Raw genomic sequence first — 26,829 nt, forward strand, 5'->3', positions numbered from 1 at the left:
CGCCCAATTTCTCCCATATCATCATGCAACTGACAGGCAATTTGAATACAGCGCGGCCTATTAGCCGTATCGGTTATAGGCGCATCCCAACGCTTAGGTAATCCCGTAGTTTCGGTATCAAATATTAAGTACATAACTGTTTTTGAAGCATTTGTAATTTATAAAAATCACAAAAATTGAATTTCAAAATTAGTTTTTTTTTAGGCTACTGAAAAGGGAAGTTATCAACAAAAAAAGTCTCTTTTTTATTTCCCTTGAGACGTAATAAATGAATTACAAATTATACTAACCTAAAATAAAAAGCAACACAACACAAATAATAATTAGATTATTAATCATTTAATATCCTTTTTTTATCTAAATTTATTCACCCCAAGTTGTTCATTTTGTCTTACTTAAAAGCTATACCAATGAAAAACTTTACTTTATTTACCCGCTTATGTTTAGTGCTTGGTCTCACATCTTTATTTTTAGTTACAAGTTGTCAAAATAATGATTTGATTGAAGTACAAGAATTAAGTCCACTTTCCAATTACACTATGGAACCTATTGAAGGACAATATGTAGTTGTCTTAAAAGAAAACATGTCCGGAAAATATGCTACGCAAAAATACAGCGAAAGGATTTTATCGTTAAAAAAGGATTATCTGGCTCGTTTTTCAGATATTAAACTTACTTCAGAAAAGGTAAAACAAACCTACGGATATGGTGTTAGCGGATTTGCAGCAGAATTAAATGAGGAACAACTCTTATCTTTACGAAAAGACAGCCGCATTAAGTCCATTGAACAAGATTACACCATAACCCTTAACCCTGATTTATCTATTTTGAAAGGAAAACCAAGCGGAGGTGGCGGTGGATCTCCAGCTCAAGTTATACCATGGGGAATTAGTCGCGTTGGCGGTGGTCTTAGCGGGCTAGGAAAAACAGCCTGGATTATAGATACTGGAATTGATTTAACTCATCCAGATTTAAACGTAGACAAAAATGGTCGTAATAAAAGTTTCTTAGGTGGCATTGATGCTAACAATCCTAATGACGGTAACGGACACGGAACTCATGTTGCAGGAACAGTAGCCGCAATTGACAATACAATTGGAGTTATAGGAGTTGCTGCCGGAGCCACAGTAGTTGCTGTTCGCGTCTTAGACAGCCGTGGTAGCGGTTCTTATTCAGGAGTTATTGCCGGGGTTGAATATGTAGGCGCAAACGGCACCGATGGTGATGCTGCCAACATGAGCTTAGGAGGCCCTGTCAGTTCAGTACTCAACGATGCAGTTATAAAAGCATCCGCAAAAGTTAAATTTGCAATAGCAGCTGGAAACGAAAGTGATGACGCAAACAATCACTCTCCCTCTAGCGCCAATGGCACTAATATCTATACCGTTTCTGCAATGGATAAATCGGATATTTTTGCTTATTTTTCAAACTATGGAACCTCAGTTGATTTTTGTGCTCCTGGAGTATCTATTCTATCTTTATGGAAAGGCGGGGGCATGAATACTATTAGCGGAACATCAATGGCTGCACCACATGTATGCGGTTTACTCTTATTAGGAACTGTCAATTCAGACAAAACTGTTATAAATGATCCTGATAAAATTCCTGATCCAATTGCTCATCATTAACTTATCTATTAAACAGTTAAACAAGCTTACTTTAAGTTCATAAAGCAAACAATCAGCAACTATTTCTACAGTAAACTATTAAAAAACACCTGTTAAATTCAACTTTCTTATTTTTTTGGTTGTCGTAATATTTTATCAAAATAGAATTCTCTTAACAAAAGAGAGAATTTAGTTAATTTAAAAAAATTAAAACCTTTTACACAAATCATATCAAGAACAAAATCTTGTTGATTTTTTTGCTTTTAGACACATATTCAAACAATTTATCAAACAAAACAAACTAATTAACTAAAAACACCAGAAAATTCACAAAAGACAAAACAACTCACATATTGTTACAAACACAACTTTATGAATCCTAAATAGAAATAAAAAAACTAACTATCTAAAACACAAGCAAACAAAATAAAAGCACAACATCCAATTAATATAGTTTGGGTATCGTATATAATTGATAATATTAATTGACTACATGGTTTGATTTTTATACTTTTGCGTTCTTGTTACTACCTTATTTAAAAAAGTTAGTATCACAAAACACAGAAATACACTAAAAAAATTAAAAAATGAGCAAGACATTATTTGACAAAGTATGGGATTCGCATGTTGTGCGTAAAATTGAAGACGGACCAGATGTGTTTTTTATTGATCGCCATTTCATTCATGAGGTTACTAGTCCAGTAGCTTTCTTGGGTTTAAAATCAAGAGGCGTATCAGTATTATATCCAGAACGTACATTCGCAACTGCCGATCACAATACACCGACCATTAACCAACACTTGCCTGTTGCAGACGCTTTATCGGCTAATCAATTAAAAGCATTAGAAACTAATGCGGCTGAATATGGTATTTCTCACTGGGGATTAGGTCATCAAAAAAATGGAATTGTACACGTAGTAGGTCCTGAAAACGGAATTACTTTACCTGGTGCTACAATTGTATGTGGAGATTCACATACTTCTACTCATGGTGCTTTTGGTGCTATTGCCTTTGGAATTGGTACTTCTGAAGTAGAAATGGTTCTTTCTACTCAATGTATCATGCAACCAAAACCTAAAAAAATGCGTATTAACGTAAACGGAAAGTTAAGCAAAGGAGTTACTCCTAAAGACGTTGCGTTATACATCATTGCTAAATTGACTACTTCTGGAGGTACAGGATATTTTGCAGAATACGCAGGAAATGTATTCGAAGAAATGACTATGGAAGGTCGTATGACTGTTTGTAACTTAAGTATCGAAATGGGTGCTCGTGGAGGTATGATTGCTCCTGACCAAACTACTTTTGATTTCTTAGAAGGAAGATTATACGCTCCTAAAGGTGAAGCTTGGACTAAAGCAGTAGAATATTGGAAAACTTTAAAAACTGATGCTGATGCAGTATTTGATGCTGAATTAAACATCAAAGCAGAAGATATCGAACCAATGATTACTTATGGTACAAATCCTGGAATGGGAATTGGTATCACTAAACATATCCCAGCTGCCAACCAAGTTGAAGGTGGTGAGGAAACTTACAAGAAATCATTAGCTTACATGGGCTTCGAAGAAGATGATGTAATGATCGGAAAACAAATTGATTATGTTTTCTTAGGAAGTTGTACTAATGGTCGTATCGAAGACTTTAGAGCTTTTGCTGAAATTGTAAAAGGTCGTAAAAAAGCAGATAACGTTACTGCTTGGTTAGTTCCAGGTTCTCACGTTGTAGAAGCTCAAATTAAGGAAGAAGGAATTTTAGATATCTTGACTGAAGCTGGTTTTGTATTACGTCAACCAGGTTGTTCAGCTTGTTTAGCTATGAATGATGACAAAGTACCTGCTGGAAAATATGCAGTAAGTACTTCTAACAGAAACTTCGAAGGTCGTCAAGGTCCAGGTTCAAGAACTTTGTTAGCTTCTCCAATTATGGCAGCAGCTGCAGCAGTTACTGGAAAATTAACTGACCCAAGAGATTTGTTGTAATTGAATTTCAACAGCAATAACAATTTCAAAAAAGAATAAAAATAAAAAGATTTTAAATATTCATGGTTTATTTCCCTTAATGGAAAATCTGAATTCTGAAATCTAAATCTAAAATAAAAATGGCATACGATAAATTTAATATACTTACTAGTAGTGCAGTGCCACTACCGATAGAAAACGTAGATACTGATCAAATTATCCCGGCTCGTTTCTTGAAAGCTACAAAACGTGAAGGTTTTGGAGACAACCTTTTCAGAGACTGGAGATACAATGGAGATGACACTCCTAAAGCTGATTTCGTTTTAAACAACCCAACTTACAGCGGAAAAATCCTTGTAGGTGGAAAAAACTTTGGTTCAGGTTCTTCTCGTGAGCACGCTGCATGGGCAGTTTACGATTACGGATTCCGTGCTGTAGTTTCTTCTTTCTTTGCTGATATCTTCAAAGGAAACTGTTTAAACATTGGAGTTTTACCAGTACAAGTTTCTCCTGAATTCTCTGATAAAATCTTTGCTGCTATCGAAGCTGATCCTAATACAGAATTAGAAATCAACTTACCAGAGCAAACAATTACATTGAAAGCTACAGGTGAAAAAGAATCTTTTGACATCAACGGATACAAAAAGAATAATATGATCAATGGTTTTGATGATATTGACTATTTACAAAGTGTGAAAGAAGAAATCGTAAGTTTTGCCAGCAAGCTTCCTTACTAAATAATACAATCATACAAAAATGCAGCTGCTAAAGCATCCCTTAAGGGTTGTGTCTAGCAGCTGCTTTTACCGTTTTATAAAACACACAAAATAATGATTTCAAAATAATGAAATCAGAACCTTTTTTAGCATCAAATTTATAATGGGAAAAAGAAAAATTGAAATAATGGATACGACGCTTCGTGATGGTGAACAAACCTCAGGAGTATCATTTTCTGCTGCAGAAAAACTAACCATTGCCCAATTATTATTAGAAGAGTTGCATGTTGATCGCATCGAAATAGCTTCGGCTCGCGTAAGCGAAGGAGAATTTGAAGGTGTAAAAGGAATTATGACTTGGGCAGAGACAAAAGGATATACTGACAAAATCGAAGTATTGACTTTTGTAGACAAAGGACTCTCTATTGAATGGATGAAAAAATCAGGTGCAAAAGTACAAAATCTTTTAACCAAGGGTTCACTCAACCATCTTACACATCAATTAAAAAAAACACCTGAACAGCATTTTTCTGAAATTGCCGAAAGCATTGCTTTAGCTACTGAAAATGGAATTTTAACCAATGTTTATTTAGAAGACTGGAGTAATGGTATGCGTAACTCCCCTGAATATGTTTACCAATATTTAGATTTCATCAGCACGCAACCCGTAAAAAGAATATTGCTTCCAGATACTTTGGGCGTACTTATTCCTTCGGAAACTTTCGAATATATTTCAGAAATCACTAAAAGATACCCTGGAATTCATTTTGATTTCCACGCACACAACGACTACGATTTGAGTGTTGCCAACGTGATGGAATCATTAAAAGCTGGTATTCATGGACTACACGTTACCGTAAACGGAATGGGAGAACGTGCCGGAAACGCACCTTTAGCCAGTACGATTGCTGTAATTAACGATTTCATGCCCGAAATCGAAATTGGCGTAAAAGAGACTTCTTTATACTCAGTTAGTAAATTAGTCGAAACCTTTACCGGTTACCGAATCCCAGCCAACAAACCAATTGTAGGTGATAATGTTTTTACTCAAACAGCCGGTATTCACGCTGACGGAGACAATAAAAACAATTTATATTTTAACGATTTACTTCCGGAACGCTTTGGAAGAAAAAGAAAATACGCTTTAGGAAAAACTTCCGGAAAAGCCAACATTGAAAAAAATCTTCAGGAATTAGGCTTACAATTAAACCAGGAAGATTTAAAATTGGTTACCCAAAGAATTATCGAATTAGGAGATAAAAAAGAGACAGTTACCAAAGAAGACCTACCTTATATCATCTCTGACGTATTAGATAGTCATACTTATCAGGAAAAAGTTACCGTAGAATCGTATTTGTTATCTCACGCCAAAGGAATGAGACCGTCAACCACTATTTGCTTAAAAATAGACGGGCAAATCATCGAAGAACACGCACAAGGCGACGGTCAGTTTGATGCTTTTATGAATGCTTTGACAAAAATTTATAAAACCAAAAAAATGACTTTACCTAAACTTACTGATTACGCGGTAAGAATCCCTCCTGGAAGCAGTTCGGATGCTTTATGCGAAACCATTATCACCTGGGTAAACGAAGGGAAAGAATTTAAAACAAGAGGTTTAGATTCTGACCAAACGGTAGCAGCTATTATTGCAACTCAAAAAATGCTCAACGTAATAGCAGTTTAAATTAGAACAAAAACAATAAATTAATATAAATATAAAATAATGAAGTTAAATATCGCACTTTTAGCAGGGGACGGAATCGGACCAGAAGTAATTGATCAGGCAGTAAAAGTATCAGATGCAATTGCACAAAAATTTGGACATGAAATTACTTGGAAACCAGCTTTAACCGGTGCTGCTGCGATTGATGCAGTAGGTGAACCTTATCCAGATTCAACACATGAGATTTGTAAAAATGCTGATGCAGTTTTATTTGGAGCGATTGGACACCCTAAATACGATAATGATCCTTCTGCACCTGTAAGACCAGAACAAGGTTTGTTAAAAATGCGTAAGGCATTAGGTTTGTTTGCAAACGTAAGACCAACATTTACATTCCCATCTTTATTAGATAAATCTCCATTAAAAAGAGAAAGAATTGAAGGAACTGACTTAGTTTTCTTAAGAGAATTAACTGGTGGTATTTACTTTGGTGAAAAAGGAAGAAGAGACAACGGAGATACTGCTTTTGACAACTGTGTTTACACAAGAGCTGAAGTACAACGTTTAGCTAAAAAAGGTTTCGAATTAGCGATGACTCGTTCTAAGAAATTATGTTGTGTTGATAAAGCTAACGTTTTGGAAACTTCACGTTTATGGAGAGAGACAGTTCAGGCAATGGAAAAAGACTATCCAGAAGTTGAAGTAAGCTACGAATTTGTTGACGCTGTTGCTATGCGTTTGGTTCAATGGCCAAATTCTTATGACGTATTAATTACCGAAAACTTATTTGGAGATATCTTAACTGATGAAGCTTCTGTAATTTCAGGCTCTATGGGATTAATGCCATCAGCATCTATGGGAGCTGAAGTATCTTTGTTTGAGCCTATTCACGGTTCTTATCCACAAGCAACTGGTTTAAACATTGCTAACCCAATGGCTACTGTTTTATCAGCTGCTATGATGTTTGAAAATTTCGGATTGATGGAAGAAGGAAAAGCAATGAGAGATGCAGTAAACAAAGCTTTAGAAGCCGGAGTTGTTACTGAAGATTTAGCTAATGGAGCTAAAGCTTATGGCACTAAAGAAGTAGGAGACTGGTTAGCTGCTAACATCTAATTTCTTGATGATACATAATAAAAAAGGGGACAATGTAAATTGTCCCCTTTTTTTATATAAAGAAAAAATATTAATATCCTCCTCTGTTTCCACCACGGTTATCTCCACCACGATTGTTACCATAACCTCCGCGAGAATCTCCACCACGGTTATTGTTGTAACTTCTTCTTTCACCTTCTGGTTTTGGCTCAGATTTATTAACAACAATTGCACGACCTTGAACAGTAGCTCCGTTCAATTCATCAATTGCTTTTTGAGCTTCAGCATCAACTGGCATCTCAACAAAACCGAATCCTTTACTTCTTCCAGTAAATTTATCAGTAATAATTTTAACAGAGTCAACTGCTCCGTAAGCCTCAAAAGACTCTCTTAAATCTGCTTCCTCAATACTAAATGGAAGGCTTCCAACAAAAATATTCATATATACTTATTTATAATAATTGTGACAAATGTAGTCTTATTTTTCTATAACCCACTATAAATAAGCTTATTTATATTATAATTTAGAAAATTAAATAAAAAACTTTAGCACAGAATTCTAAAAACGTCAAGACCAAACAAAAAGTCCTGATTCAGCACTATTTAACAGTAACCGGAACCTTATAGAAAACCCCATATTGAAAGTTCAAAGTTGGTCCCGCCAACGGGTTGTCGAAAGTATTTTCTAAATTAAATTTGAAAGTCCCCGAAATTGTCTTCCCCACCTGATCGTATTCCGTAATTACAATCTGACCATTTCCAACTCCAAATCCGGAAGAAAAAGTAATAGTTTCTTTAGTTGAAGGATCTGTAAAAACATAGTTTGCAGTAGTGGTTGCAGTTGTGCCTATATAGTAAGTACCCACAGTAGCCGAATTAGTTTTCAAAGTAACCACTTCAGTTGCAGTATAAGCCTCTACAACCAATGCTCCTCCAGAATTTACCGTAGCAACAGCTTGAACTGCTCTCCAAAAAACATTGTCTTTCGTTCCTTGAAAAGAAGGATTATTGAACCTCACGTCTTCCTGACAAGAAAACAAAGAAAAAAGTACAATCAAAAACAAAAAATGCTTTTTCATAAATAATAAAGTTTTACAAACAAAAATAGAATATTAAACCTAAAATAATTGAATTAAACCAAAAAAAAGAAGCGAAAAAGCCCCGCTAAACATTTATGAATCATAATACTAAATTTATATTTGACATATAAAAAAATAATGTATCTTTGCAGCCTTAATTAATCGGGGTCGAGTACCTCAAAATTTAATCATATAGATTATGTCAGTAAAAATTAGATTACAAAGACACGGTAAAAAAGGAAAACCTTTTTACTGGGTAGTAGCTGCAGATGCACGCTCAAAAAGAGATGGTAAATACTTAGAAAAAATTGGTACTTACAATCCAAACACTAACCCAGCAACTATCGACTTAAACCTTGATAGCGCAGTAAAATGGTTACACAATGGTGCGCAACCAACTGATACTGCTAAAGCAATTCTTTCTTACAAAGGTGCTTTATTGAAACACCACCTTGATGGAGGAGTACGTAAAGGTGCTTTAACTCAAGAACAAGCTGATGCTAAACTTGCTGCTTGGTTAGAAGCTAAAGCTGGAAAAGTTGATGCTAAAAAAGACGGTTTATCAAAAGCGCAAGCTGATGCTAAAGCTAAAGCTTTAAAAGCTGAACAAGAAGTAAACGCAAAACGTATCGCTGCTGCTGCTCAAGCTGAAGCTGATGCAATTGCTGCTGCTCAAGCTGAAGAAGCTGCTGCTTCAACTGAAGAAGAAGCTCCAGTTGCAGAAGAAAACAACGAAGAAACTCAAGCATAATTTAGAAGCGATAATGCGTAAAGAAGATTGTTTCTATTTAGGTAAAATCGCTAAAAAATTTAGTTTTAAAGGAGAAGTCCTTATCTATTTAGATACGGATGAACCCGAGTTATACGAAAATCTGGAATCAGTGTTTGTTGAATACAACAAACACTTGGTTCCTTTTTTTATTGAAAGCAGTTCATTACATAAAAATGACTTTTTAAGAGTTCATTTTGAAGATATAAACACTGAAACAGAAGCCGACAACCTTATTGGCAGCGACATTTATCTTCCTTTAAAAATGCTACCAAAACTTTCCGGTAATAAATTCTACTTCCACGAAGTAATTGGTTTCGAGGTAGAAGACAAACGTTTGGGATTTGTTGGAGAAATCCAATCTGTCAACGACACTACAGCTCAACCTCTTTTCGAAGTATTGAAAGACGGAGCAGAAATTCTGATTCCAATGATTGATCACTTCTTAATTAAAGTGGATCGCGAAAACAAAAAAATCATCATGGATTTACCTGAGGGTTTGATTGAGATGTATCTTTAAAAAGAAATGTTCAGTATTCAGTTTTTAGCTACTAAAATCTGCAATCTAAAATCGTTAATCTTCAATCAAAAATCACTTTGTTTCAATTCAAACAATTTTCTATAACTCAAGACCGTTGCGCTATGAAAGTAGGCACCGATGGCGTTCTGCTTGGCTCCTGGACTCCTATTGAAAACAATCCTTTCAGTATTTTGGATATTGGAACAGGAACCGGAATTATTGCTTTGATGCTGGCACAACGAAGCCATGCCGAGCAAATTGACGCTTTGGAAATTGACGAAGATGCTTACGAACAAGCAACAGATAATTTTGAAAATTCCCCTTGGAATGACCGCCTGTTTTGTTTTCATGCCGGCCTTGACGAATTTGTTGAAGAACCGGAAGATGAATACGATTTAATTGTTTCCAACCCTCCTTTTTATAGCGCAGATTACAAATCCAGTAATGACCAACGTGACTTGGCACGTTTTCAAGACGCCATGCCTTTTGAGGATTTGATTGAAGCAGCCGCTTTATTACTTTCTGAAAACGGAATTTTCACCGTTATTATTCCTTTCAAGGAAGAAGAAAATTTCCTGGCTATAGCCAATGAATCCGAATTATATCCGCTAAAAATTACCCGCGTAAAAGGAACTCCAACCACCGAAATCAAACGCAGCCTATTGGCTTTTTCAAGAACAGAAATAAACAATTTCCCAATTGATGAATTAATCATCGAAACCGCAAGACATCAATATACTCCTGAATATATTGAATTAACGAAGGATTTTTATCTGAAGATGTAATTGAGAAAAAATTCAATTTATCAAAAATTAACTCTATTTTTCATACACGGTTAAATTGCTTTATGTAAATTTATGAATGCCTTAATAATATTAGGTGCTTATTAAATTTCATAAAAGCAGTAATCATGAAACCAGACTTATTTCAAGCCCCGGATTATTACAACCTTGACGAATTATTGACGGACGAACATAAATTGGTACGTGATGCCGCACGTGAATGGATCAAACGTGAAGTCTCTCCCATCATTGAAGACTATGCCCAAAAAGCAGAATTCCCAACTCAAATCATTAAAGGTCTAGCTGAAATTGGTGCTTTTGGCCCATATATCCCAACTGAATACGGCGGAGCTGGTTTAGACCAAATCTCCTATGGATTGATTATGCAGGAAATCGAAAGAGGAGATTCCGGCGTTCGTTCTACAGCTTCGGTTCAGTCATCGTTGGTGATGTATCCTATTTGGAAATATGGTAGCGAAGAGCAAAAATTAAAATTTCTACCCAAATTAGCTACTGGTGAATTAATGGGATGTTTTGGATTAACCGAACCTAATCATGGCTCTGATCCCGGAAGCATGACCACCAATTTCAAAGAAATTGGAGACTATTATTTACTAAACGGAGCTAAAATGTGGATTTCTAACGCTCCTTTTGCTGATATTGCTGTAGTTTGGGCAAAAAATGAAGAAGGAAGAATTCACGGATTGATTGTAGAACGTGGAATGGAGGGTTTTTCAACACCTGAAACCCACAACAAATGGTCATTGCGCGCATCGGCAACAGGAGAGCTAATTTTTGACAATGTGAAAGTTCCAAAAGAAAACATATTACCTAATAAATCGGGATTGAGCGCACCGCTAGGCTGTTTGGATTCGGCGCGTTATGGAATTGCCTGGGGAGCCATTGGCGCAGCCATGGATTGCTACGACACCGCTTTGCGTTATGCAAAAGAAAGAATCCAATTTGACAAACCTATTGCCGGAATGCAATTGCAACAGAAAAAATTAGCCGAAATGATTACCGAAATCACCAAAGCTCAATTATTAACTTGGAGATTAGGAGTTTTAAAAAACGAAAACAAAGCCACCACAGCACAAATTTCGATGGCTAAAAGAAACAATGTAAACATGGCCATTACCATCGCTCGCGAAGCACGTCAAATTTTAGGCGCTATGGGAATTACCGGCGACTATTCGATTATGCGCCACATGATGAATCTCGAATCGGTGATTACTTATGAAGGCACACATGACATTCATTTATTAATTACCGGAATGGACATCACTGGACTTTCTGCTTTTAAATAATCCCTTTTTCTAAAATAATTAAAAACCACATACATCGAAAATTCGTAAATATAAATACAAGAGTTTTAGAGTTTAGAAAAAGGAACACTTATTAAAGTATTGATAAAATTGATATCAAATTCTGTTGAGAAATGCCAGCTTTTTTATCTTTACACAAATTATTTTACAATGAACATTCAACATATTAACAACAGCATTAAAGCTCAAAAAAGCACGCTGTTACAGCACCCACTTTACAACAAAGTAAAAACCATAGAAGACTTACATATCTTCTTAGAAAATCACGTTTATGCCGTTTGGGACTTTATGTCTTTATTAAAAGCCTTACAAGCAAGATTAACCTGTACAACAACACCTTGGTTTGCCACCATAAACCCGGAAACAAGATATTTGATAAACGAAATTGTTTTGGCCGAAGAAAGCGACTTAACACTTGACGGAAAACACCAAAGCCATTACGAAATGTACATCGAGGCCATGGAAGCCTGTGGTGCCGACACTAACAAAATCAACCTTTTTTTATCAGAAATCCAATCTTTACAAAACATATTTGTAGCCATAAAAAAAAGCGATTTACATCCTAATATTAAAGCATTCCTGGACTTTACTTTCCGAGTAATCGAAGAAGGAAAACCGCATGAAATTGCCGCAGCATTTACTTTTGGTAGAGAAGATTTAATTCCGAGTATGTTCTTTGCTATTCTAAAAAAATTTCAGGAGCAATTCCCGGAAACAGATCTAAGCAAACTGATTTATTATTTCGAAAGACATATTGAATTAGATGCCGACGAGCATGGACCAATGGCTATGCAGATGATTAAGGAACTTTGCGAAGAAGACGCTCAAAAATGGACAGAAGTAAAAGAAGTATCTGTTCTGGCACTCGAAAAAAGAATTGAACTTTGGGATGCTATCGAAGAAATAATCACCATGAAGGTTGAGATGGCTTAAATTTCAATCCCAGATTAGAAAAAAAACGTAACTATTATTAGAAAAGGAAAAACTTAATTCCATAATAATGAGAACGATATTGAAAATAGTAGTTACGTTTTTTATCTTTGCTATAATCACAAGCTGTAGCAGCGAAAATCCAATTATGCAATCTGAAACAAATCCTCCATCAACAGATTCATCATTACAACTTCCTACCAAATCAGGAACCATAAACTATTTGGCTCTTGGCGACAGTTACACCATTGGTGAAAGCGTATGCGAAACCTGCCGCTTTCCTGAACAGCTCAAAAAAGCTTTAAAAAACTTAAATGAGCAGAATAATTTTGCTCTCGAGATAATTGCTCAGACTGGCTGGACGACAACTAATCTGATTTCGGCAATTGAAAGCAAAAATCCAAGTCCTAAATACGATTTAGTAACACTTTTAATAGGAGTCAACAATCAATATCAAAACAAAGTCTTTTCGTTATACGAAAAAGAATTTCCTGAATTGGTCACTAAAGCCATTAGTCTTGCCAAAGGGGATAAAAATAAATTGATTGTAGTTTCTATACCAGATTACGCTTATACGCCTTTCGGACAAGGCTCTAGCAATCCTGCTACAATTTCAACCGAAATTGACCGTTATAATACCTTTGCAAAATCCTATTGCGAAGCAAATGCAATTACCTACGTTAACATTACCGATATCACCCGCCAAGGATTAAGCAACACTAGTTTAGTTGCCAGTGATGGTCTACATCCATCAACAGATGCTTACGCCTTATTTGTACAACGCCTGCTTCCAAAAGCAGTTGCTATATTACAAAAATAAAAGCAGCTGTTTTTCGATTGGAAAAACAGCTGCTTTTTATATTATTCTAAACGAGATATTAACTCTCAGGAGCCAATTCTAATTCAAGACCTTCCAAATCAACAGTAATTGGAATTTGACAACCCAAACGACTATTAGACTTAACATAGAAAGCTTCAGAAAGCATTGCTTCTTCATCTTCTCCCATTTCAGGTAAACCTACATCATTTAAAACATAACATTGACAAGAAGCACACATAGCCATTCCTCCGCATGTACCTTCAACAGGTAATTCATATGCTTTACAAAGTTCCATGATATTCATAGCCATATCTGTAGGGGCTTGCAATTCATGAATAACACCTTCTCTATCTTTAATTTTTATTAATACATCCATTTTTTACTATTTGGAATTGATTGATTTAAGAATATAACAGTTTTAGTAAATAATAGTAACAGACAAACGCAATGCTTATCTATAGAATATTCACAACAGTTTCTATTTGCGGAGCAAACTTTTTAATAGTTGTCTCAACACCAGCTTTAAGTGTCATCTGGTTAACACTGCAATTAGTACAAGCTCCCTCAAGACGCACTTTTACATGCTTATCCTCTTCAATAGAAACAAGAGTAATATTACCGCCATCAGACTCTAAGAAAGGTCTGATTTCAGCAAGTGCTTTTTGAACTTCAATTGTTAATTCTTCTGTTGTCATTTTCTTTTATTAAATTATTTTTTTACTGCTGAACAACCAGCCATAGTAGTAATTTTTATTGCTTCGGTAGCAGGTAAACTTTCATTTCTGCTTACCGTTTCTTCAACCACTTTACGGGTAATATTTTCAAAAACAGTTTCGATTACCGAACCTGTTTGCAAAGCTGCCGGACGACCATAATCTCCAGCTTCACGAATAGACTGAACAATTGGCACTTCTCCTAAAAATGGTACCGCTAAATCTTCAGCAAGATTTTTTGCTCCTTCCTGACCAAAAATATAATACTTATTGTTAGGCAACTCTTCGGGTGTGAAGTAAGCCATATTTTCTATAATTCCAAGTACCGGCACATTGATTGCTTCCGACATAAACATAGAAACTCCTTTTTTGGCATCAGCCAAAGCCACAGCCTGAGGTGTACTTACCACTACTGCTCCGGTAACCGGAAGTGATTGCATGATTGACAAATGAATATCACCTGTTCCCGGAGGTAAATCGATTAACATAAAATCTAATTCTCCCCAATCGGCATCAAAAATCATTTGGTTTAATGCCTTAGAAGCCATCGGTCCTCTCCAGATTACCGCCTGACTTGGCGAAGTAAAAAATCCAATTGAAAGTAATTTTATCTCATAACTCTCAATAGGTTTCATTTTTGATTTTCCGTCAACAAGAATCGAAATTGGTTTTTCGTTTTCTACATCAAACATAATTGGCATAGACGGGCCATAGATATCGGCATCAAGAACACCAACACTGAATCCCATTTTAGCTAAACTAACAGCCAAATTAGCCGTAACAGTAGATTTTCCTACTCCTCCTTTTCCGGAAGCTACAGCAATAATATTTTTAATTCCCGGAATTGACTTTCCTTTAATTTCAGCTTTCTCCGGAACTTCAACTTTTATATTAACTTTAATCTTAGCTTCAGCAGAAACTAAGTCATGGATTGTTTTTTTAATATCATCCTCAGCACGTTTTTTAATGTGCATTGCCGGCGTATTCAAAACCAAATCAACCACCACCTCATCACCAAAAGTGATTACATTGGTAACAGCTCCACTTTCTACCATATTTTTTCCTTCTCCTGCAATAGTGATTGTCTCTAAGGCTTTCAGAATTTCTTTTCTATCTAATTTCATTACTAAGTTTACTGTTTTTCAATTGCTATTCCCAGTCAAAACAAGTGTTTATTTAAACTGATTTGAGATTGCAAAGATAAGAGATTAAGTTCTTAATTTAAAGGATTTAAATTGTATTTATTAATGCCAAAATTAGTTCTAACTATAAAGCACTTAACTGTGATTTTTATAATCCAAAAATAGCTAATCTCTTTTTGCCGGATCCCAAAAATATTTATCGAAATCAACAATCTGGTTATCGACTACTTTTATGCCTTCGTTTTCCAATAATTGCTGCATCAAATTTGTCCCATCAAAATGAAATTTGCCTGTTAGCAAACCTTTCCTGTTGACCACTCTGTGTGCAGGAACATCTTCCATGGTATGCGATGCATTCATAGCCCAGCCCACCATTCGCGCTGAACGGGCTGCACCAAGAAATTTTGCTATAGCACCGTAAGAAGTGACCCTTCCATAAGGAATTTGCCTTGCAACCTCATAAACTCTCTCAAAAAAATTAGTATTATTTGAATCCATTATAATTTATTTCATCATTTTTTCATATTCCTGCGGAACAACACCTGTAACCTCTTTAAAACTCTCCAAAAACGGATCATAAGAAGAAAAACCGGCTTTTTTAGATAAGGATTGCAAAGTTTTTGATTGCAAATATCCCTCATCTATTAAATCAATCGAATCATAAATTTGGACCATTCGTTTAAATTCAACAAAACTAACATTGGCATGATATTTAAAAAAATAAATCAAATGACTCTTCGGAATACCCAAACTAAAGGCAAAATCACCCAAAGAAACCGATGGATTTCTAAAACAAAATTGCTTCAAAGCCATTCTCTCGATTTCACAAACATAAAACAACAGCTTTTTTTCTACAATATATTTGAGTTTTAAATCCTGAATATTATCCACTAAAACCTGATTAGATAAAATCCAAAAATCCCCAAAAACCAATTCTAAATCTCCTGCTATTTTTCTTTTATCATAACGCCCGTTAAAATTAAACAAGGTTTCATCAGTCAATAAAAGTTTAAAAAACAAGACGCAACTCGCGGTAGCTGTAATCCACAAACAAGTTCTCCCATCTGAATAAGCCGCAACCCATAAATCAAAGAAAAGTGTAATCACCAAACGGAAAATTGTCAATGCACAAACAGCGAAAAAAAAGACTGACCAATTTCGAATAAGCAATTCCTCCCTACCAATAACATTTGCTTCTGATTGCTTAAACCATACTTTATTCCTTAATTCGACATAACTCAAAAACAAATAAAACAAAGCAATTCCCGCAAACAGGAAATAAAAATAAAACAGTAAAAAAGGCGCATATTCTCGAACCAAAAAAATTGAGAACCCAAACAATACAGGAAATATAAAATGAGGTAATTGATTGATACTTATACTTTTTTTATCTGCAATTAAATTTTTGAAATACAAATAAATACAAGGAAACACGATACATCCAAAAGAGCGAAAAACCATTCCTATTTTTTCATCAATCGAGAAAGGAATTAAACTATGAACCCCATTAAAGAGAAACCGGAGCGAGCAAGCAAAAAGCAAAACCAAAAGATAAAAATTAACCTTTCTGTTCCATTTATACTGAGTAGTCACAACAGTAAAAGTCAGAAAACCCAACAATCCCGTTACAAAATACACAACACTTAAAAACATAATTAATTTCAATTTTCTTAGGATAAAAAATAAAGATATGCAATTATCTAACTTTCTTTTCAATCATAAAAAAACATTCGACATACTACATTAAAAAACGTTAATTCGGACTTGTTTACATTATTTTCAGAACGTAAATTCCTGCAATTCAATCGCATGGATTCCAATAAGTCAACTAAACTAAATAATGCTTCAGGATATTAATTAAAGTAATCACCGAAACCAGTCCTGTTATACATCCAATAATTGTATTCATGTTCTTGAGAAGAAAATCAGCTTTTTTTTCTATTTTCTTGAAAAAGCCAATATAAAAATAGAACACAAGTACAGAACCCAAAACAGCTCCGCTTACAAAAATAGAAACCGAAGTAATATCAAAGGAAAAAATAGCATAAGACGAAAGCCAGATGCTCACAAAAACATAGTACGGAATAGGAAAGAAATTAAGTCCTGAAAGCAACATCCCCATAAAAAAACGCTTCTTTTTACTGTTTTTTTTAATTTTGGGTTGTTTGATTTTAGGCTGCTTGGCAATCCATAAAAAATAAACCGTTAAGACAGTAAAAATCACAAATCCTACTTCCCTTAACAACAAAATTATATCAGGACGGGCATTGATAATCCGGGCAAACAAAACAGCAATGTAGACCTGACAAAAAATGACCAATACCGCCCCTAAAACAAACCAGGAAGCATTGCGCTTTCCCTCTTTCATACTCACCTTAGCGGCTGTCATATTAAGCAATCCCGGAGGAGTAATCCCTATGAACGCAGAAATGAAACCAGAAAATAAGGATATAATAAAATTCATAGGAAAGCCTAAAAAGGGTTAATTTTCCGAAACTAATCTTTAATTTTAAAACGAATATAGGTGATTGCTTTGTTAATTTCTAAATATTGTTTTTCGTAAAAAGTCTGAAAAGCAGTCACTTCTTCAGGACTTCCTTCATTTACATAAACATTGTGATTAGCATATAAAACTTCATGCCCTTCACCATGAAGCAAGCCTAATGTATAACCGTGCATGAATTCACTATCGGTTTTAAGATTGACAACACCGTCTTTTTTAAGGATTTTTTTATACAACTGCAAAAACTGAGAATTCGTCATTCGGTGTTTGGTGCGTTTGTATTTTATTTGGGGATCAGGAAAGGTAATCCAAATTTCGTCTACTTCGTTTTCAGCAAAAACATGATTAATCAATTCGATTTGAGTACGAACAAAGGCTACATTGTGCAAACCTGTTTCTACAGCTGTTTTAGCTCCTCGCCAAAAACGGGCACCTTTAATATCAATTCCAATAAAGTTTTTATTAGGATATCTTTCGGCTAAACCAACAGAATATTCCCCTTTTCCACAACCTAATTCCAAGACCAAAGGATTATCATTTTTGAAAAAATCAGTATTCCACTTCCCTCTCAAAGGAAACAAATTACCTACTACCTCTTCTCTTGTTGGTTGAAAAACGTTATTGAATGTTTCGTTCTCCTTGAATCTTTTTAATTTATTTTTACTTCCCACTGTTTTTTAAATATTTGCGCAAAATTAAGCAAATATATTAAGACCTGGGGCAAGCTTTTGGAAAATAAAAAGCAGCTATTTAGATTTCAGAATTTAATAAGCCTCTTCTGCACACTCAATAGGAAAAAGCGTTTCATCATGCTGTGACAAATCCAATCCCATAATCTCAGATTCTTCGGAAACACGCATAGGAATGATTCTATTTGTGATTTTAAACAACAAATAAGCACCAAAAAAAGTATAAATAGAAACTAATAACAATGCCGTCATGTGATGTCCAAAAACACCCCAACCACCGTGTAACAAACTGGCATCTTCCCCATGAGCAAAAATAGCCGTCAAAATCATTCCCATGATTCCACCTACTCCATGACAGGCAAAAACGTCTAAAGTATCATCGATTCCTTTTAAATATTTAGAATACACTACATTATTAGAAACCAAAGCAGCAATGAAACCAAAAAACATACTTTCCGGAACCGTTACATAACCAGCCGCAGGTGTAATAGCTACCAGTCCTACCACTGCACCAATACAGGCTCCAAGCGCAGAAACTTTTCGACCATTAATTCTGTCAAAAAAGATCCAAGTTAACATAGCAGCTGCCGAAGATGTAGTAGTTGTTCCAAAAGCCATAGCAGCAACACCATTCGCCTCCATAGAAGAACCGGCATTAAAACCAATCCAACCAAACCAAAGCATCCCTGTTCCTAATAAAACGAAAGGAATATTCGTTGGAACATGATTGCTGTTTTTTCTTTTTCCTAAAACAAGCACTCCCGCTAATGCCGCAAACCCAGCGCTCATGTGTACTACTGTTCCTCCGGCAAAATCCTTAACACCAAAGAAAGAACCTAAAATCCCCGTTGGATACCAAACCGCATGACACAAAGGAGAGTAAATAAATATGCTGAACAGACAGATAAAAAGCAAATAAGAAATAAAACGAACACGCTCCGCAAACGAACCTGTAATAATAGCCGGAGCAATAACAGCAAACTTCATTTGGAACAAGGCAAAAAGCATAAACGGAACTGTTTTAGCAATCACTTTATGAGGCAAAACACCAACGAAATCCATAAAAGTAAAAGTAGTAGGATCCCCCACAAAACTATAAAAACCATCTCCAATATGAATTCCAACTGGTTCTCCAAAAGCCAGACTAAATCCAACCACAACCCATATCAAAGTAACCACACCCATACAGATAAAACTTTGCAACATAGTAGAAATTACGTTTTTCTTCCCTACCATTCCTCCATAAAAGAAAGCCAGACCTGGTGTCATAATCAACACCAAACAGCAAGAAGTAAGCATCCAGGCAACATCGGCAGCTACAATTTGATCCGTTGTTCCAAATTGAGAATGAACAGCCTTAGGTTCTAAAGGTGCCTCCCAAAAAAGCCCCGAAATACAAACAATACTAATAATAACAAAAGAAATGATCCAACGCTTCTCTATTTTCATACTTTCTTACTTTAACCCATTAATTTTGGGGGCAAATTTAAAAATAATTTATATTTCTAACATCCACACCCCTAAAATAAGCAAGTTCATAACAAATAACCTTATTTTAACACACCTAAGACAATTTTGTTTAAAAAAATTATCAATTTTAAAGATTTTCAATCCTTTCAATGAGAAAAATATTTTTCAGAATCCAAAAAAATCAAACAAAAAACACTCTAAATACTACAAATCAAAAAAAAAGTTGTAATTTTTCATAGAACAAAGCTGGTCATTTCGCTTTAATTCACAGTTTTAGATTCAAAATTCAGGAATAAGCCCAACACAATCTATCAACCAAAATAGTTGCTGTATGAAAAAAATAGTTTTCGTTTTTCCCATTGTTTCCCTACTCTCATTATGCTTTCTTTTCTCCTGTAAAAAGAATGAAGTAATGAATCTAAACACGCTTACTTCTGATACAATTAAAAAAGACAAAAATACTTTTGACAACACTGCCATTGATTCATTTTTCGAAAACTATCCATTATTAAAAAAGTACCAGGCAGATGTAGAGAAACTATATCAAAAACACCAATACCATTATATTTGGTTTGGCAAAAACGGCATCAATGAATTTGCGAGCTTATTATACGACAAAATCAATAATCTGGACGAAGAAGGAATCCAGATCAAAGTTCCTTACAAAGACAAATTGGAAGAACTTTACAACAGTTCTGAAAATAATATGATGCCAAATATTGAAACCGAACTCTTAAATTCGTCATTGTATTTTTTTTACGCCATGAATGTGTACCATGGCTTAGATGCTGCTAAATCAGTAGAAATCGAATGGTATATTCCCCGAAAAAAACAATCCTACATTAGTTATTTAGATTCGCTTTTAAGCAATCCTTCTTTAATTAACAAAGAAGAGAAAAACCTCATCAGCCAATATTTTCTACTCAAAAAAGCACTTCAAAAATATCGCCAAATGGAAAAACAAGGCGGATGGAACACCATTACTATTGACACCGCCGTTACTTCTTATAAAATAGGCGATAGTGCTAAAGCCATTGCCGAAATCAGAAAACGATTATTTCTCTCTGAAGATCTTAAAACAAATTCGGAGAGTTCTATTTACGACAAAGCATTATCCAAAGGAATTTTAAATTACAAGGTTCGAAGGGGATTTCTCCCAAGCAACATTATTACAAATGAACTTATCAAAGATTTAAATGTCCCCATTAGCGAACGCATCAAAACTATCATAATCAACATGGAACGCTGTCGATGGGTTTCCAGTGATATTCCAAAGGCGAAAGAATTAATAGCCATCAACATTCCTTCTTTCCTGTTATCGTATTTCAAAAATCAGGAAGTAGTTTTGCGTTCTAAAGTAGTGGTGGGTAAAACCATGAATAAAACCGTTATTTTTAGCGCCCCCATGAAATACATCGTTTTTAGTCCGTACTGGAATGTGCCCACAAGTATTTTAAAAAACGAAATCCTTCCGGGTATTGCTAAAAACCCAAATTATCTGGCCGAACACGACATGGAATGGAACGAAAACAAACTCAGACAAAAACCCGGACCTAAAAACTCTCTTGGGTTAATCAAGTTTTTATTTCCGAATTCGAATAACATTTACCTGCACGATACTCCTTCCAAAAGTCTGTTTGACAGAGAAACCAGAGCCTTCAGCCACGGCTGCATCCGTGTGGCAAAACCCAAAGAATTGGCTGCCGAAATTTTAAAAGACGACCCAGACTGGACTCCCGAAAAAATTGATTCAGCCATGAATAGCGGCAAAGAAAACTGGTATACTCTTAAAAGCAAAATTCCAGTTTACATAGGTTATTTCACTGCCTGGGTAGACAACGATGGAACGATTCATTTTTACAATGACATCTATAAAAGGGATGATTTACTAGCTTCGATGTTATTTGTTAAATAATCATTATAAAATCAAAAACCGCCACTCGAGGCTTTAGCCGAACTGGCTGAAAGCAATCTCTCGACTGGCGGTGTGAAATGTTGTTATAAAAAAAAATACGTTCTAAATAGCCCCGATTGAAGTAGCATCCTCTTGTGGAGCTTGCGGAACAAGAGATATAACGGAAAGCGGGACGAGACGTTGTTTAAAAATAGAATCGTTGTGCTCCTAAATAATCTTAAGAAAAAACATCTCGACTTCGCTCGATGTGACAATCGTTATTATTTCAGCAATTGGGTGATTCCCATATTGAACAACGTAAAAGCCTGAATATCGACATTTTCCTGTATGGTTGCCGCGACTGATTTTCCGGCACCGTGACCGGCTTTTACATCGATACGGATTAAAACAGGATTGTTTCCGGATTGTTTGGATTGCAATTCGGCAACGAATTTAAAACTGTGTGCTGGTACTACTCTATCATCGTGATCACCTGTAGTTACCATAGTAGCCAGGTATTGCACTCCTTTTTTGATAGTATGCAATGGCGAATAGCCTTTTAAATACTCAAACATTTGTTTGCTATCCTGAGCGGTTCCATAATCGTAAGCCCAACCGGCTCCTGCGGTAAAAGTATGGTAACGCAACATATCCAACACGCCAACGGCGGGCAAAGCCACCTTAGCCAAATCAGGGCGCTGCGTCATCACGGCTCCTACCAACAAACCGCCATTAGAACCACCGCAAATGGCCAGAAACTTAGAAGACGTATATTTCCCAGCTATCAGATATTCGGCTGCGGCAATAAAATCGTCAAAAACATTTTGCTTTTGCAACTTGGTTCCCGCATCGTGCCATTCTTTTCCGTATTCGCCACCGCCACGCAAATTAGGCACGGCAAATACACCTCCATTTTCCATCCAAACGGCATTAGAAATACTAAAACTAGGTGTCAGACTAATATTGAATCCGCCGTAACCGTATAAAATAGTTGGATTTTTTCCGTCCAATTTCAATCCTTTTTTATGGGTAATGGTCATCGGAATTCGGGTTCCATCTTTTGAAGTATAAAAAACCTGTTTGGTTTCATAGCTTTCCGTCTTAAATTCAGCTTTTGATTTTTGATACACTCCAGATTTACCCGAATGCGGTTCTAAAGCACAAATAGTCGTCGGCATAATATAATTGGTAAACTTAAAATACACCGTTTTATCTTTTTTCTTTCCGCTAAAACCATCGGCCGAGCCTAATCCCGGAAGCTGAATTTCGCGCAATAATTTCCCTGAATAATCATATTGTTTCACCACCGAAACCGCATCTTTCATATAATGGGCAAAAATATAGCCGCTGCAAGTGGCCGGTTCTAAAACCTGAGTGGTTTCGGGAATTAAATCTTTCCAGTTTTCGGGTTTTGGATTATTGACATCTACCGTTACAATTCGCTTGTTGGGCGCATTCCTGTCAGTCACAATGAACAACTGCGCTCCATCATTATCCATAACGGTATTGTTGCTATTAAAATCAGCCACAATAGTCACGATTGGACTTTCCGGTTTTGACAAATCCTGAATGTACAACTCATTTCCATAGGTCGAAGTAGCCGCAGTAATGACCAAAAAGCGATCGTCTTCGGTAACGCTGCCACCAACATAGCGTCGTTTTTGGTCTTCGCCAAAGATAATTTTGTCCTCTTTTTGGGTTGTTCCCAGTTTATGGAAATACAATTTGTGTTGGTCGGTTTTAGCTGACAATTCACTGCCTTTAGGTTTTTCATAACTGGAATAATAAAATCCTTCATTTCTCTTCCAGGACAAGCCGCTGAATTTTACATCAACCAAAGTATCCCCTAAAACTTCCTTAGTCAGAGCATCCATAATGATTACTTTTCGCCAATCGCTGCCGCCTTCGGAAATGGAATAGGCTAATTTTGAACCATCTTTAGAAAAGGCAAATTCTCCTAACGATGTCGTTCCATCCTTAGAAAAAGTATTCGGATCCAGAAAAACACTTTCTTTGCCCGCAGCATCTTTTCGATACAAAACCGACTGATTTTGCAAACCATTGTTTTTGAAATAATAGGTAAAATTAGCTTCTATAAAAGGCGCTCCTGTTTTTTCATAATTCCACAGTTTTTCAAGTCTTTCTTTCAGTTGATTTCTAAACGGGATTTGGTCCAGATAAGCATTTGTTACTTTATTTTCTGCCTTTACCCAGGCAGCGGTTTCAGCCGAACGGTCGTCTTCAAGCCAACGATAAGGATCTTTAACTTTGGTTCCAAAATAATCATCTACTGTTGCATCTTTTCTGGTTTCCGGATATAAAATGGCTTTTGAAGTCTGGGCAAATGATGTCATTATAGAGCTGATAATTGTGGTTATAATAATTGTTTTTCGCATAGTATTCTCACTATTTATTCAAACAAAAATAAGGATTCAAAATTTTAAAACTTTGACCAAGTCTTAAAATTATAAAACCATTAAGAAAGTTAAGGGAATTAAGCGCTACACTTAATGACTCTTAACATCTTAATGGTTTTAAATTGTATTTAACCTCAAAGTTCACCAAACTTTGTGTTTTTATTTTTTAACGCAAAGAACACAAAGTTTGGCGCAAAGCACAAGAAGAATTATGATTTGTTTTAATATCAAAGCTCACAAAGCTTTGCGGACTTTGCGAAGGACTTAGTAAACTTTGCGGTAAAACTAAAAACGTCTTACAAATTAAAATTCACGCCCAGAACAATGTTCCTTCCAATATTTGGAATTCCATCGGTTTTTAATCTGGAAAGATGGGCGATGTATTTTTTATCGAATAAGTTATTCCCGTTCAAATTGACATTAAACGCGGTTTTCCCCCATTTTACTTTTCCTCCAAAACCTAAATTCACCAAAGTATAGCCGTTTGAACTGGTTTCAAAACCGCTAACATTGTCTTGATTTAAGGTGGTGTTTACATTCAAACTGGCAAATCCTTCGTCAAACCAATTTTTAATTTTGAATTCGGTTCTGATGGTATTATTCCAATTATTAGCCGGAATCAACGGCAAATAATCGCCGTTTTGTTTCTTTCCTGTAACAGTTTCAAAACTGGTTTCATAATGCAACCAATCTAACGGATGCGGGTGAAAATGCAAGCCCACTTCGCCTCCATACAATTTGGCATTGTTCTGAATGTATTCGAAAACATCATTGTTTTCTAATTGCGTTCCTGTAGGCGAGGTATAAATATAATTGTTGATGTGATTGTAAAATCCATTCACGAAAAACTCAAAATGAGTGTTTCCGTATTCAAAATTCACATCGGTTTGCAGGTTTTGTTCGGTCTTTAAATTGCTGTTTCCTATTTCGTAACGATTGGTTCCTTCGTGAACGCCATTCGAAGTTAATTCGGCTAAATTTGGTGCTCTAAAACCCGAAGCCACATTCAATCGCATCGTTAAATTATCAGCCAGATTGGTTTTGTAACCCAAAGAAGCATTAAAACTGTCAAAAGATTTATCGATTGCTTCAAAAGAACCTTCTTCGCCTAAAACACCATGAGCTACAGTGGCAATTTTTCGGTTGTCAAAACGCAATCCTCCCTGAATTACATTGCTTTTCCATTCGTAATTTGCCGTTCCAAAAACACCAAAATCGTTCGTAGTCGCATCCGGAATTAAATATTCTGCACCAAAATTAGCATTGGTTTGATGCATTCCCTGAATTCCAACTATCGATTCTAAATTTCCTATTTTAGGCAAATGGTATTTTGCATCATAATTGAAGGTTTTTAATTTCATTCGTAAAATAGCCTCATTGCTGTCTTCAAATTCGCTTCGATCATTTGCTATATATCCTAAATCGACGTCCAGTTTTGAGTTTTTCAAATAAATCACCGAGTTCCAACTCAACAAATGATTATCCACTCCCTGTCTTGGAAAAATAGTGTTTTTACTTTTAGACTGCTCTGCTATTCCTTCTTCGGGAATTCCTAAATCCAATTTATTGAAATTGTATCGTAAAACCGTAGAAAAAGCAGCGTTGCTATATCCAATTCCGGTTTTGAAATCGGTTTCATTATAACGGCTATTTGTCACGCGATCTCCTCCTGAAATTTGATAATCAGAATGCGTATTGTAACTTCCACGAGCCAGAAACTTCCAGTTTTCAGTTGACGTTTTTACGCCAAGGCTGGAATTACTTCCTAAAGTATTCGAAAATAATTTTTGACTAAAATTAGCCTTAAAAGTATTGGCTTCGGCAAATTTTTCCGGATTAAAATACAAGACGCCACCCAAAGCATCCGAACCATAAAGCAAAGAAGCCGGACCTTTGATAACCTCAACACTCTCAACTCCGGCATCATTTAAACCCAAACCATGTTCGTCACCAAATTGTTGATTTTCTACCCGAACGCCTTGCGAATACACCAAAACGCGGTTACCGCTCAATCCCCGAATAACGGGTTTACCAATAGAAGTTCCCGTAGAAACCTGGGAAACTCCCGGAATTGTCGCCAATCCTTCAATAAGAGTCGCCGTTCCTTTTTTCTCTAAATCACGCATACTGGCGTGCTCTACTTTCATCACGTTCTGGGATTGAATTTTGCTGAAAGCCGTAGAAACAATTACCTCATCCATTTCAAAAGTGGATGTTATCATTTGAATATTTAAGGTGTTTGTCTTCTGTAATTTATCAATAGCCTGATTCTGGCTGGCATAACCTACATATTCAAAACGGAGTTTTAATGTTCCATTGGGAAGATTTTTTAAAACGTATTTCCCATTAGCATCGGTTATGGTTCCTTTGTGTAATTCCGGAACATAAACCGAAACGCCTATTAGAGGCTGTTTTGTATTATCAGTAACAATTCCTGAAACTGCATTTTGAGCCTGCAGCATAGCTGAAAACCCCAAGAATAGGGCAATTATATATTTTTTCATTGAAAATGATTGTATTGTTTACTTTCCCACACTTTAAATCAGACATGAGAAATATGAATTAGAATAAAGACACTTAACAAAATTTGTAAGTGAACTAAAAACAGAATTACACTATTTACTTTTTAGATTTATCTGAATAGAAAACATTATTCTTTTTAAACCATTAAGAAATTTAGATGCATTAAGAATCAAAACTAAATTCCCTTAACTTCTTAATGGTGAAATTC

At 35.7% G+C, this 26,829-nt stretch carries 24 protein-coding genes; 12 read left to right on the top strand and 12 right to left on the bottom strand.

Features of this window, described 5'->3' with window-relative positions; genetic code table 11:
* Positions 1-410 precede the first annotated feature (410 nt).
* From EOD40_RS00305 to leuB, 5 genes are all read left to right on the top strand, one after another.
* Complete coding sequence (locus EOD40_RS00305; RefSeq protein WP_128192908.1) at positions 411-1,628, top strand: S8 family serine peptidase; 1,218 nt, start codon at positions 411-413, stop codon at positions 1,626-1,628.
* Positions 1,629-2,194: 566 nt separating this feature from the next.
* On the top strand, positions 2,195-3,589 hold the full coding sequence (gene leuC / locus EOD40_RS00310; protein WP_128192909.1) for a 3-isopropylmalate dehydratase large subunit: 1,395 nt from the start codon (positions 2,195-2,197) through the stop codon (positions 3,587-3,589).
* Positions 3,590-3,708: 119 nt separating this feature from the next.
* The gene (gene leuD / locus EOD40_RS00315) at positions 3,709-4,305 is read left to right on the top strand and encodes a 3-isopropylmalate dehydratase small subunit (protein WP_071184045.1); all 597 of its coding nucleotides are present in this window, start codon (positions 3,709-3,711) and stop codon (positions 4,303-4,305) included.
* Positions 4,306-4,447: 142 nt separating this feature from the next.
* A complete protein-coding gene (locus tag EOD40_RS00320; protein WP_128192910.1) occupies positions 4,448-5,971 on the top strand; it encodes an alpha-isopropylmalate synthase regulatory domain-containing protein in 1,524 nt (507 codons plus the stop codon).
* A 39-nt stretch (positions 5,972-6,010) separates the two neighbouring features.
* A complete protein-coding gene (gene leuB / locus EOD40_RS00325; RefSeq protein ID WP_128192911.1) occupies positions 6,011-7,066 on the top strand; it encodes a 3-isopropylmalate dehydrogenase in 1,056 nt (351 codons plus the stop codon).
* A gap of 70 nt (positions 7,067-7,136) precedes the next feature.
* Here the strand turns inward: leuB and EOD40_RS00330 are convergent, their stop codons facing one another.
* Together EOD40_RS00330 and EOD40_RS00335 are read right to left on the bottom strand one after the other, a co-directional pair.
* Positions 7,137-7,487, bottom strand: coding sequence for an RNA recognition motif domain-containing protein (locus tag EOD40_RS00330; RefSeq protein ID WP_128192912.1), 351 nt, complete (start codon positions 7,485-7,487; stop codon positions 7,137-7,139).
* A gap of 157 nt (positions 7,488-7,644) precedes the next feature.
* The gene (locus EOD40_RS00335; protein ID WP_128192913.1) at positions 7,645-8,124 is read right to left on the bottom strand and encodes a DUF6252 family protein; all 480 of its coding nucleotides are present in this window, start codon (positions 8,122-8,124) and stop codon (positions 7,645-7,647) included.
* 199 nt (positions 8,125-8,323) lie between these two features.
* Here EOD40_RS00335 and EOD40_RS00340 point away from each other — a divergent pair, with 199 nt between their 5' ends.
* From EOD40_RS00340 to EOD40_RS00365, 6 genes are all read left to right on the top strand, one after another.
* The gene (locus EOD40_RS00340) at positions 8,324-8,875 is read left to right on the top strand and encodes a 30S ribosomal protein S16 (RefSeq protein WP_128192914.1); all 552 of its coding nucleotides are present in this window, start codon (positions 8,324-8,326) and stop codon (positions 8,873-8,875) included.
* A gap of 13 nt (positions 8,876-8,888) precedes the next feature.
* Complete coding sequence (gene rimM / locus EOD40_RS00345; RefSeq protein WP_128192915.1) at positions 8,889-9,413, top strand: ribosome maturation factor RimM; 525 nt, start codon at positions 8,889-8,891, stop codon at positions 9,411-9,413.
* A gap of 122 nt (positions 9,414-9,535) precedes the next feature.
* Positions 9,536-10,198, top strand: a complete 663-nt coding sequence (locus tag EOD40_RS00350) for a tRNA1(Val) (adenine(37)-N6)-methyltransferase (RefSeq protein ID WP_231129547.1) — start codon at positions 9,536-9,538, stop codon at positions 10,196-10,198.
* A gap of 125 nt (positions 10,199-10,323) precedes the next feature.
* On the top strand, positions 10,324-11,502 hold the full coding sequence (locus tag EOD40_RS00355; RefSeq protein WP_128192917.1) for an acyl-CoA dehydrogenase family protein: 1,179 nt from the start codon (positions 10,324-10,326) through the stop codon (positions 11,500-11,502).
* A 168-nt stretch (positions 11,503-11,670) separates the two neighbouring features.
* Positions 11,671-12,453, top strand: a complete 783-nt coding sequence (locus EOD40_RS00360; RefSeq protein ID WP_128192918.1) for a DUF3050 domain-containing protein — start codon at positions 11,671-11,673, stop codon at positions 12,451-12,453.
* A gap of 67 nt (positions 12,454-12,520) precedes the next feature.
* On the top strand, positions 12,521-13,270 hold the full coding sequence (locus EOD40_RS00365; RefSeq protein ID WP_128192919.1) for an SGNH/GDSL hydrolase family protein: 750 nt from the start codon (positions 12,521-12,523) through the stop codon (positions 13,268-13,270).
* Between the two features lie 58 nt (positions 13,271-13,328).
* Here the strand turns inward: EOD40_RS00365 and EOD40_RS00370 are convergent, their stop codons facing one another.
* The 8 genes from EOD40_RS00370 to EOD40_RS00405 form a co-directional block, all read right to left on the bottom strand.
* Positions 13,329-13,646: a 2Fe-2S iron-sulfur cluster-binding family protein gene (locus EOD40_RS00370; protein ID WP_128192920.1), complete on the bottom strand. Its 318-nt coding sequence runs from the start codon at positions 13,644-13,646 to the stop codon at positions 13,329-13,331.
* 79 nt (positions 13,647-13,725) lie between these two features.
* Positions 13,726-13,965: a NifU family protein gene (locus EOD40_RS00375; RefSeq protein ID WP_128192921.1), complete on the bottom strand. Its 240-nt coding sequence runs from the start codon at positions 13,963-13,965 to the stop codon at positions 13,726-13,728.
* Positions 13,966-13,979: 14 nt separating this feature from the next.
* Positions 13,980-15,107 carry an Mrp/NBP35 family ATP-binding protein gene (locus EOD40_RS00380; protein WP_128192922.1) on the bottom strand — a complete coding sequence of 376 codons (1,128 nt, stop codon included), beginning with the start codon at positions 15,105-15,107 and terminating at the stop codon, positions 13,980-13,982.
* A gap of 183 nt (positions 15,108-15,290) precedes the next feature.
* The gene (locus tag EOD40_RS00385) at positions 15,291-15,623 is read right to left on the bottom strand and encodes an MGMT family protein (protein ID WP_128192923.1); all 333 of its coding nucleotides are present in this window, start codon (positions 15,621-15,623) and stop codon (positions 15,291-15,293) included.
* Positions 15,624-15,629: 6 nt separating this feature from the next.
* Positions 15,630-16,778 (bottom strand): helix-turn-helix domain-containing protein, encoded by a 1,149-nt coding sequence (locus EOD40_RS00390; protein WP_128192924.1) that lies wholly within the window; start codon positions 16,776-16,778, stop codon positions 15,630-15,632.
* Between the two features lie 175 nt (positions 16,779-16,953).
* A complete protein-coding gene (locus EOD40_RS00395; RefSeq protein WP_128192925.1) occupies positions 16,954-17,589 on the bottom strand; it encodes a LysE family transporter in 636 nt (211 codons plus the stop codon).
* 32 nt (positions 17,590-17,621) lie between these two features.
* A complete protein-coding gene (gene trmB, locus EOD40_RS00400) occupies positions 17,622-18,299 on the bottom strand; it encodes a tRNA (guanosine(46)-N7)-methyltransferase TrmB (RefSeq protein WP_128192926.1) in 678 nt (225 codons plus the stop codon).
* A gap of 93 nt (positions 18,300-18,392) precedes the next feature.
* The gene (locus EOD40_RS00405; protein ID WP_128192927.1) at positions 18,393-19,766 is read right to left on the bottom strand and encodes an ammonium transporter; all 1,374 of its coding nucleotides are present in this window, start codon (positions 19,764-19,766) and stop codon (positions 18,393-18,395) included.
* A 352-nt stretch (positions 19,767-20,118) separates the two neighbouring features.
* On the opposite strand from EOD40_RS00405, the gene EOD40_RS00410 reads away from it, so the two are divergent.
* Entirely contained in the window at positions 20,119-21,702 is a 1,584-nt protein-coding gene (locus EOD40_RS00410) for a L,D-transpeptidase family protein (protein ID WP_128192928.1), read from the top strand.
* A gap of 260 nt (positions 21,703-21,962) precedes the next feature.
* Here the strand turns inward: EOD40_RS00410 and EOD40_RS00415 are convergent, their stop codons facing one another.
* Entirely contained in the window at positions 21,963-24,077 is a 2,115-nt protein-coding gene (locus tag EOD40_RS00415) for a prolyl oligopeptidase family serine peptidase (RefSeq protein ID WP_128192929.1), read from the bottom strand.
* A 317-nt stretch (positions 24,078-24,394) separates the two neighbouring features.
* On the bottom strand, positions 24,395-26,602 hold the full coding sequence (locus EOD40_RS00420) for a TonB-dependent receptor (protein ID WP_128192930.1): 2,208 nt from the start codon (positions 26,600-26,602) through the stop codon (positions 24,395-24,397).
* Between the last annotated feature and the right edge of the window lie 227 nt (positions 26,603-26,829).

Origin of the sequence: Flavobacterium sufflavum (assembly GCF_004016525.1) — a bacterium.
GTDB classification, from domain to species: domain Bacteria; phylum Bacteroidota; class Bacteroidia; order Flavobacteriales; family Flavobacteriaceae; genus Flavobacterium; species Flavobacterium sufflavum.

What these genes read in the sequence shown, in the direction of transcription:
- EOD40_RS00305 (WP_128192908.1), top strand. Translation starts at nt 411, where the DNA reads ATGAAAAACTTTACTTTATTTACCCGCTTATGTTTAGTGCTTGGTCTC.
- leuC (WP_128192909.1), top strand. Translation starts at nt 2,195, where the DNA reads ATGAGCAAGACATTATTTGACAAAGTATGGGATTCGCATGTTGTGCGT.
- leuD (WP_071184045.1), top strand. Translation starts at nt 3,709, where the DNA reads ATGGCATACGATAAATTTAATATACTTACTAGTAGTGCAGTGCCACTA.
- EOD40_RS00320 (WP_128192910.1), top strand. Translation starts at nt 4,448, where the DNA reads ATGGGAAAAAGAAAAATTGAAATAATGGATACGACGCTTCGTGATGGT.
- leuB (WP_128192911.1), top strand. Translation starts at nt 6,011, where the DNA reads ATGAAGTTAAATATCGCACTTTTAGCAGGGGACGGAATCGGACCAGAA.
- EOD40_RS00330 (WP_128192912.1), bottom strand. Translation starts at nt 7,487, where the DNA reads ATGAATATTTTTGTTGGAAGCCTTCCATTTAGTATTGAGGAAGCAGAT.
- EOD40_RS00335 (WP_128192913.1), bottom strand. Translation starts at nt 8,124, where the DNA reads ATGAAAAAGCATTTTTTGTTTTTGATTGTACTTTTTTCTTTGTTTTCT.
- EOD40_RS00340 (WP_128192914.1), top strand. Translation starts at nt 8,324, where the DNA reads ATGTCAGTAAAAATTAGATTACAAAGACACGGTAAAAAAGGAAAACCT.
- rimM (WP_128192915.1), top strand. Translation starts at nt 8,889, where the DNA reads ATGCGTAAAGAAGATTGTTTCTATTTAGGTAAAATCGCTAAAAAATTT.
- EOD40_RS00350 (WP_231129547.1), top strand. Translation starts at nt 9,536, where the DNA reads ATGAAAGTAGGCACCGATGGCGTTCTGCTTGGCTCCTGGACTCCTATT.
- EOD40_RS00355 (WP_128192917.1), top strand. Translation starts at nt 10,324, where the DNA reads ATGAAACCAGACTTATTTCAAGCCCCGGATTATTACAACCTTGACGAA.
- EOD40_RS00360 (WP_128192918.1), top strand. Translation starts at nt 11,671, where the DNA reads ATGAACATTCAACATATTAACAACAGCATTAAAGCTCAAAAAAGCACG.
- EOD40_RS00365 (WP_128192919.1), top strand. Translation starts at nt 12,521, where the DNA reads ATGAGAACGATATTGAAAATAGTAGTTACGTTTTTTATCTTTGCTATA.
- EOD40_RS00370 (WP_128192920.1), bottom strand. Translation starts at nt 13,646, where the DNA reads ATGGATGTATTAATAAAAATTAAAGATAGAGAAGGTGTTATTCATGAA.
- EOD40_RS00375 (WP_128192921.1), bottom strand. Translation starts at nt 13,965, where the DNA reads ATGACAACAGAAGAATTAACAATTGAAGTTCAAAAAGCACTTGCTGAA.
- EOD40_RS00380 (WP_128192922.1), bottom strand. Translation starts at nt 15,107, where the DNA reads ATGAAATTAGATAGAAAAGAAATTCTGAAAGCCTTAGAGACAATCACT.
- EOD40_RS00385 (WP_128192923.1), bottom strand. Translation starts at nt 15,623, where the DNA reads ATGGATTCAAATAATACTAATTTTTTTGAGAGAGTTTATGAGGTTGCA.
- EOD40_RS00390 (WP_128192924.1), bottom strand. Translation starts at nt 16,778, where the DNA reads ATGTTTTTAAGTGTTGTGTATTTTGTAACGGGATTGTTGGGTTTTCTG.
- EOD40_RS00395 (WP_128192925.1), bottom strand. Translation starts at nt 17,589, where the DNA reads ATGAATTTTATTATATCCTTATTTTCTGGTTTCATTTCTGCGTTCATA.
- EOD40_RS00405 (WP_128192927.1), bottom strand. Translation starts at nt 19,766, where the DNA reads ATGAAAATAGAGAAGCGTTGGATCATTTCTTTTGTTATTATTAGTATT.
- EOD40_RS00410 (WP_128192928.1), top strand. Translation starts at nt 20,119, where the DNA reads ATGAAAAAAATAGTTTTCGTTTTTCCCATTGTTTCCCTACTCTCATTA.
- EOD40_RS00415 (WP_128192929.1), bottom strand. Translation starts at nt 24,077, where the DNA reads ATGCGAAAAACAATTATTATAACCACAATTATCAGCTCTATAATGACA.
- EOD40_RS00420 (WP_128192930.1), bottom strand. Translation starts at nt 26,602, where the DNA reads ATGAAAAAATATATAATTGCCCTATTCTTGGGGTTTTCAGCTATGCTG.